The 6,535-nt window shown below is 33.2% G+C and carries 6 protein-coding genes; all 6 read right to left on the reverse strand.

What is annotated here, in order from left to right:
* Positions 1-56: 56 nt before the first annotated feature.
* The 6 genes from mraY to mraZ are packed head-to-tail and all read right to left on the reverse strand — an operon-like array spanning position 57 to position 6,110.
* The gene (mraY, locus tag RWZ86_RS03805) at positions 57-1,016 is read right to left on the reverse strand and encodes a phospho-N-acetylmuramoyl-pentapeptide-transferase (RefSeq protein WP_399544816.1); all 960 of its coding nucleotides are present in this window, start codon (positions 1,014-1,016) and stop codon (positions 57-59) included.
* Positions 1,017-1,029: 13 nt separating this feature from the next.
* Complete coding sequence (locus RWZ86_RS03810) at positions 1,030-2,517, reverse strand: UDP-N-acetylmuramoyl-L-alanyl-D-glutamate--2,6-diaminopimelate ligase (RefSeq protein ID WP_314680145.1); 1,488 nt, start codon at positions 2,515-2,517, stop codon at positions 1,030-1,032.
* A 17-nt stretch (positions 2,518-2,534) separates the two neighbouring features.
* A complete protein-coding gene (locus RWZ86_RS03815; RefSeq protein ID WP_314680147.1) occupies positions 2,535-4,325 on the reverse strand; it encodes a penicillin-binding transpeptidase domain-containing protein in 1,791 nt (596 codons plus the stop codon).
* Entirely contained in the window at positions 4,322-4,696 is a 375-nt protein-coding gene (gene ftsL / locus RWZ86_RS03820) for a cell division protein FtsL (protein WP_314680149.1), read from the reverse strand. Before ftsL ends, RWZ86_RS03815 begins: the two co-directional genes overlap by 4 nt.
* A gap of 22 nt (positions 4,697-4,718) precedes the next feature.
* A complete protein-coding gene (gene rsmH / locus RWZ86_RS03825; protein WP_314680151.1) occupies positions 4,719-5,660 on the reverse strand; it encodes a 16S rRNA (cytosine(1402)-N(4))-methyltransferase RsmH in 942 nt (313 codons plus the stop codon).
* 18 nt (positions 5,661-5,678) lie between these two features.
* Entirely contained in the window at positions 5,679-6,110 is a 432-nt protein-coding gene (gene mraZ / locus RWZ86_RS03830; protein ID WP_006703034.1) for a division/cell wall cluster transcriptional repressor MraZ, read from the reverse strand.
* Positions 6,111-6,535 lie beyond the last annotated feature (425 nt).

Consider the following 6,535-nt stretch of genomic DNA (forward strand, 5'->3'; position numbering starts at 1 on the left):
ATGTATATGGCAGTATAAACTGCCGAAAAATATGTATGAAAAGCTAAAAAGCTTTTCTAAATCAATGCTAATGTAATAAGCGTTCCGATTAGTCCCACTAAACTGAAGACTAATACGATTTTCACTTCTTTCCATCCACACATTTCAAAATGATGGTGAATTGGGCTCATTTTAAACACACGTTTTCCTGTTAATTTGAATGAGGTTACTTGAATAATAACGCTCGCTGTTTCTAATACGAATACAATCCCAATTCCTAGTAAACTCCACTCATGATGAAGCATTAGAGAAATAATGGCTAAACCTGCACCTAATGCTAGGGAACCAACATCTCCCATAAAGATTTTAGCTGGTTTCCAATTGAACATTAAGAATCCAATTAATCCTCCAACTACACTAAAACAGAAGAATGCAATTTCAACCTGTTTCGAATGTAATGCTAAAAATGCATACGTTGCATAAGCGACAATAGATGTTGACGTTGCTAAACCATCTAGCCCATCTGTTAAATTCACCGCATTTGAAAACCCTGTAATCCAAATAATCGTAAAAATAGCAAACAATACTAAGCTGTGTACTTCACCAACAAATGGAATATAAATTAAAGGATTACGTCCACTTAATAAGAATAAAGCAACAAAAACTGCTGATCCAACTATTTGTAAAGCAAATTTTTGATGACTTTTTAGACCTTGATTTTGCTTTCTAAATACTTTAATAAAATCATCAAAAAATCCGATTGCACCAAAAAATACAAATCCAATGACGCCACTTAATAATGTGAAATTAAAATGTCCAAATAATCCTCCAAGAACTAAACTGACAATTCCAATCATCAGCAGGAAGATAAATCCCCCCATCGTTGGTGTTCCACTTTTTGCTTTATGCCAAGATGGACCATCCTCTAAAGTTGTTTGCCCAAACTGATTCATTCGCATAAATTGAATAAATTTAGGTTCCGCAAATACTGTTGCTAGTAATGTGGCTCCTAATACAAGTAATAATTGTAATGTCATCATTTTCTCCTTTTTATCTATTTCCTAATAATGATTCTACAACTTCGATTTCATTATAAGGATATTCTACTTCACCAATAATTTGATAAGCTTCTACCCCTTTTCCAGCAAGTAGCACAATATCTCCAGCACTCGCTAATTGAAGTGCTTTTTCAATGGCTTCTTCTCGTTTATCAATACATTCATAAGAAACAGATTTCTTATTAACTGCACTTAGCAATCCTTCATAAATATTTGATAAAGGCTCTGTTCTAGGGTTATCTGCCGTGAAAACAACATGGTCAGATTTTGTTAACGCAATTCTTCCTAATTCTGGTCTCATGCTTGAATCACGATTTCCTCCGCTATGCCCCACAACTGTAATGATTTTTCCATGTGGAATTTGTACTAGAGAATCTAATACATTCTCTAATCCATCTGGTGTATGGGCAAAGTCTACAATGACTTGGAAATTTTGTCCTTTATCAACAGGTTGCATACGACCTGCTACACCTTGAAAAGCTTTCACCTTTTTCAATATTTCTTCTATAGAAATTCCATAAACATAAGCCACTGCAATTGCAGACAACATATTATAAACATTGAAAATTCCTAGTAATGGCATATCTACTAAGTAACGTTCATCATTTTGAATTACTAGTTCGAAGATTGTATGTCCATTTTCTGTACGAATATTTTCAGCTTTGAAGTCAGCTTCCTCATTAATTCCATAACTAATTACTTGAACAGGAGTAGAATACTCAAACATTTGAAACTGTTCATCATCCGCATTTAAAATCGCTACTTTTGGTTTAGAATTTTCTCCAACATAGTTTCCTAATTGAGAAAATAATAAACTTTTAGCATGCGCATATTGTTCCATTGTTTTGTGTAAATCTAGATGTTCATGTGTTAAATTCGTAAAGACTACACAATCATAATCTAATCCCCAAATACGACCTAATTGTAAAGCATGAGAGGAAACTTCCATCAAACAAGTTTCTCCACCAATCTCTTTTAGTTCTTGGAAAGTTTCATGCAATGTTAAAATTTCAGGCGTCGTATTGTGAGTTGGAATGATTTTCGAACCAATTTTTCGATAAATTGTTCCAATTAATGCAGTCGGTTTATCTGTCTTTTCTAGCAATGCATCAATCATATGAGTGACTGTCGTTTTACCATTAGTTCCTGTAACACCAATCATTTGTAAAGATTGAGTTGGATATCCATAAAAATGATTTGCCAACAAAGCCATCACTCTTGTCACATCTTTAACATAAATTACTGGAGTATCCCCTACTTGATTTTTGATAGATTTACTAGCTACAAAGGCAACGGCACCTTTTTCTTTCGCAGCAGCAGCAAAGCGATGCCCATCTACTGTAACTCCATCAATACAGAAAAATAATGTATTTGGACGAACTTTTCTTGAATCTTGTGCTAAAAAATCAATTGTTACACCTGATAAATTACCTTCAATCTTTTTGAGATAAATTAATTGAGCTAATTCTGTAGCTAACATTTCTAAATTCCTCCTTTTTATTGCGTTAATCGACTATAATCTAACGCACGTTTCATCATTGGATTAAAAATCTCTTTAATTAAAGCACTACCTCCAGCTCCATAAGGGTTATTTTGAGGTTGCTTCAATGTAATATATAAAATATATTTTGGATCACTTGCAGGCGCAAATCCAACTACAGAATAAATATAATTACTTCCATACGAGTAATAAGTTCCTGTTTCAGGATTTACAAATTCGGCAGTTCCTGTTTTCGCAGCTATTTCCTCACCTTCAATATCAAACCCATTAGATGTTCCATCTTTCATAGTAGTTGCTTGACGTAAATATTCTAGAGTTTTTTTAGCTGTTTCCGGTTTAATTACTTGCCCTAAAGAATTTTCAGAAAAATTAACTGTAGTATTTGTTGCTGGTCTAAACTCATGATCCACAATTCTTAATTTTTTCATTTCTCCTTGATTCGCAATTGCTGTAAAAGCTTGTACCATTTGAAAAGCTGTTACAGAAATCCCTTGTCCAAAACCAGTCGACAATTGTTGTAAATAAGAATTATATGTATTCAATCCAGTAGCTTCATTTAAAAATCCTGATTGCGTACTTTGACCAAATCCAAATAAATCTAAATATTGCTTCCATTTTTCTACTCCAATTTTTTGAACTACATGAACAAAAGCAACGTTACTTGAGTGAGCTAAACTTTCTAAATAAGTGATTCTCCCCCAACCAACTTTATTATAGTCACGAACTAAATCTTTAAAAATCTGGATTTTACCAGATTCATACTTTTCATTAGGGTCAAAAACTCCTTCATTAATAGCAGCAGCAAGAGCTAATACTTTCATAGTAGAACCTGGTTCATAAGCTTCATCCGTTAAAAGATTATTCCACATCGTAGAAATTCCTTCTTTAGTTGTTCCGTTAAATGTAGGACGTTGTGTAGCAGCTACAATATCCCCAGTTTTTGGATCTACTAACATCGCAGTCAATTGACTTGGTAAGTACTTATCATTCACTTGAGACACCAAAGATTCTAGGTAGGTCTGCATTTTTTTATCAATCGTTAAATATAAATCATTTCCATCTTTTGGTTGTTCCGTTACTTCTTCACTTCCTGAAATAACATATCCATTTCCATCTAATCTTGAAGTTACTTCTCCAGGTTTCCCAGTCAAAGTTGCATTATACAATGCTTCAATTCCCATCTTACCAACCAATTGTTCAACTGGTTTTCCATCAACTTGTTGTTCTTCTACATCCGTATATCCAATCAAATGAGAAGCAAAAATTCCGTTTGGATAATAACGTGAAAGATTTTCCGTAAATTTAATACCGGGAAGTTCTTCTTTTTCAATTTTTTCCTTTGTTTCAACAGAAAGATTTTTCCCTGCATTTCCAAATTCTACTTGGGAAACATTTTTTTGAGATAAGATTTTTTCAATTTCTGGAGCCTTCATATCAATGTATTTTGATAGAACTTGTGCAGTTTTTGAAAAATCTTGTACATAATCTTTTTTTCCTTTATCCCATTGATCTGTTAATACAGCAAACAAAGAATAATTCGTTGCATCTACAGCAATGGGACTACCACTTGCATCATAAATATTTCCACGTTTAGCCTTCAATAGTGTTGTATGTGTTAATTTCTTATCTAATTCGTCTCTTAAATTAACACCATGACTTTGTCCCAGCACCATTATTTTAAAGAAGTGAAAAGAAAAAATGAGAAATAGGAAGAATGCGATTGCCATCAAGCAACGTATCGCAATCTTTCTATTTCCCAAATATTTCTTAAAATTATTCATTTTCATTGTCCAACATTCCTTACGTTATTTTGACCCATTTGTAACCCTTGTTCTTTTGCAATACGATTCACACGGTCATATTGTGATAATTCTTGCGCCGATTGTAATAACGTATCATTTTTTCTTTGCATCAATGTCGTATTGGTTTGTATATCTTGCAATTGACGATTTTTATTCGCCACTAACATTGAGCTAACAACTGTTAAAGTGCCTAATAATACAATTACTACAATTGAAACAACCATATTTCTTGCATAATTAACTTTTACTTTTTCTTGAGGAATAGCCGTTACTACTTTGTCGGAATAAGTATTCGGAAAGGCTTCTTTGACTGTTGTTGTAGAATTTACATCAACGATTTGTTCTGCTAATGCCATCAAAAAACGCCTCCTTTACTAATTATTTCACACGTTCAATCACTCGTAATTTTGCACTTTGTGATCGTGAGTTTTCTTGCATTTCTTCTTCTGTTGGCAAAATTGGTTTTCTTGTAATCAATTTAAAATCAGCACTTTCTAACTGCCCTGGTAAAATTGGTAAATTTTTAGGACCTTGTTCTACAGTACTTTTTTGTTTAAACATCGTCTTCACAATACGATCTTCTAAAGAATGGAATGAAATAACACTTATTCTTCCTCCAACTTCTAACAAGTCAAAAGCTTGTTCAAGGGAATCTTCTACCGCCGCTAATTCATCATTTACCGCAATACGAACTGCTTGGAAAATTCTTTTAGCAGGATGTCCCCCTTTTCTTCTTGCTGCAGCAGGGATGCTATCTCGAATAATATCTACTAATTCTCCAGTCGTTTCAATCTCATGGTTTTGACGAATACGTTCAATATTTCTTGCAATTTGTTTTGAGAATTTTTCCTCTCCATAACGGTAGAAAATTCGTACTAATTCATCATAACTCCACTCATTAATAATCTCCTTTGCAGTTAATGACGCAGTTTGATCCATTCTCATATCTAAAATAGCATTTTGATGATAGCTAAACCCTCTCTCAATTTGATCTAATTGTGGAGAAGATACTCCTAAGTCATACAAAATTCCATTTACTTTTTTGATTCCTAATTCATTTAGTTTTTTTTGAATCATTCTAAAATTTGCGTGAATGAACGTTACTTTACCTTCATCAATAAAATTCTTTAAACGGATTTTAGCATTATCAATAGCATTCATATCTTGGTCAAAACAATACAAATGACCTGTTGTCAATTGACTTAATAAATATTCACTATGTCCTGCTCCACCTAGAGTACAATCCACATAAACCCCATCTGGTTTTACTTCAAGATTGTCGACTGTCTCATGTAGCAATACGGTTACATGTTTAAACATTCTTTATTAATATCCTTTCTAAAATCCAAAATCAGCCATTTGTTCTGCTAATTCTTCAAAATTCTCTTCAGTTTCAGCAATATATGCTTTCCAACGTTCTTCATCCCAAATTTCAATTCGGTCATTCACACCAATAACACGACAGTTTTTCACTAAACCTGCATGTTCTCTTAAAGTAGGTGTGATATTAATTCTTCCTTGCTTATCAAATTCTACTTCACTTGCAGCAGAATTAAAGAAACGAGCAAATGCACGAGCGTCTTTTTTCGATTGAGGTAATTCACTCAACTTTTGACGAAGCAATTGCCATTGATCAAGAGGATAGCCGTATAAGCAGCCATCTAGTCCACGTGTTACAACAAAAGTGAATCCTAAATCTTCACGAAACTTAGCTGGAACAATCATACGTCCCTTAGCATCTATTGTGTGTTGATATTCACCGATTAACATGCAGACTCCTCCTATCATTCATAATTATCCCTAGTTTACCACACTCCCCCACTTTTCACCACTTTTTTATCAAAAAAGTTAAAAAATATTTTATTTTCACCCCAATTTTTATCAAATTAGGTTTATCTTGCTTAACACATCAAACTAGTATTAAACGAAAAAGTATGATAAATGAACAAGAAATATACAAGCATAAAGAAGAAAAATATTAAAACGAGGACTTGAACGAGGTATTACAGAAGGAATCCAACAAGGTATCGAACTAGGAAAGATAACTGACATAATAGATTCAATGAAAAATGGTGTCATTTCATAAGCAAACAGTTTATAATAATTTAATATTTCAGAAGAGTTATTTGAATCCTATTTACAGGTTGTTCGACAAATCCTGTTGGTGAGAAATCACCGACAGGATTTTTTATATG

The sequence above is a fragment of the uncultured Granulicatella sp. genome, from assembly GCF_963545075.1.
In the GTDB taxonomy this organism is placed as follows: Bacteria; Bacillota; Bacilli; order Lactobacillales; family Aerococcaceae; genus Granulicatella.

Coding starts and splice junctions, on each gene's coding strand:
- mraY (WP_399544816.1), bottom strand. CDS start 1,016: ATGACATTACAATTATTACTTGTATTAGGAGCCACATTACTAGCAACA.
- RWZ86_RS03810 (WP_314680145.1), bottom strand. CDS start 2,517: ATGTTAGCTACAGAATTAGCTCAATTAATTTATCTCAAAAAGATTGAA.
- RWZ86_RS03815 (WP_314680147.1), bottom strand. CDS start 4,325: ATGAAAATGAATAATTTTAAGAAATATTTGGGAAATAGAAAGATTGCG.
- ftsL (WP_314680149.1), bottom strand. CDS start 4,696: ATGGCATTAGCAGAACAAATCGTTGATGTAAATTCTACAACAACAGTC.
- rsmH (WP_314680151.1), bottom strand. CDS start 5,660: ATGTTTAAACATGTAACCGTATTGCTACATGAGACAGTCGACAATCTT.
- mraZ (WP_006703034.1), bottom strand. CDS start 6,110: ATGTTAATCGGTGAATATCAACACACAATAGATGCTAAGGGACGTATG.